Consider the following 903-nt stretch of genomic DNA (forward strand, 5'->3'; position numbering starts at 1 on the left):
GCGAGCAGACGCGCAAGCCGGGCCAGCAGCTCCTCGGGAATGAATGGTTTCACAAGATAGTCGTCCGCTCCCTTCTCCAGGGCCGAGACGATATCCCTTTCGCCCTTGCGGGCGGTCAGCATGACGACCGGAGTTTCGGACAAAGCCGGATCGTTTTTGATGCGGGCAAGCACCTCCAGGCCGTCGGCCTTGGGCATCATCGCGTCGAGCACGATGATGTCCGGCGCCTCATGCTCCGCCTTCAAGAGCGCTTCCGCCCCGTCTACTGCCTTGATGACCTCATATCCCTTTGCCCTGAGCCTGAATTCCATCAGCTCGATCAACAAGGGATCGTCGTCGCAAATCAGAACTCTTGCCTTCGATCCGTTCACCAGCCTTGCTCCGGTTCCGTCGCCCCCCGGAGTGATCAACCCATGAACCGACATCCGCCAATGCGGTTCATGCAGACAGAAATATTCTTCTCAGCTCTCTCATCGACGTCCGCCGATGCCACCGCGATTATAGACAACCTGATTCGCTGCGCCTGCACCCTCGGCACAATCAGTAGATGAATAAGGCGACATGGTATAGGAGCCCTGAACGGCATCGCACAGTCTGCTGCCAGAACGCGCTCGGTGGCCAGTCAATCGTCGACTCAGGCGCGCGACAGAAGCAATCTTTTGACTTCACCGGCAAGCGCAAGCGGGTCGAACGGTTTGGCGATCACCCCTACCGCGCCCATTGCCAGATAGCGTTCGACCTCATGCGTCTGGGTGCGCGCGGTGATGAACACCACGGGTATCGAGGCCGTCGCGCCAGCCTCGGCCAGACGCCTCAGCGTCTCCGGCCCATCCATGTCCGGCATCATCACGTCGAGCAGAATGAGGTCGGGTTGCCATTCGGCGGCATCGGCCAGTGCCTGCA

2 protein-coding genes are annotated in these 903 nt (G+C 60.1%); both read right to left on the reverse strand.

Annotated elements, in window-relative coordinates; all coding sequences use genetic code 11:
- Positions 1-371: response regulator (locus EOA22_RS35405; protein WP_127390703.1), on the reverse strand; the 371-nt coding region annotated here is incomplete at its 3' end.
- 263 nt (positions 372-634) lie between these two features.
- On the reverse strand, positions 635-903 hold a 269-nt coding region (locus EOA22_RS35410), incomplete at its 5' end, for a response regulator (RefSeq protein WP_164756263.1).

Origin of the sequence: Mesorhizobium sp. M7A.F.Ca.US.014.04.1.1 (assembly GCF_003998745.1) — a bacterium.
GTDB classification, from domain to species: Bacteria; Pseudomonadota; Alphaproteobacteria; order Rhizobiales; family Rhizobiaceae; genus Mesorhizobium; species Mesorhizobium ciceri.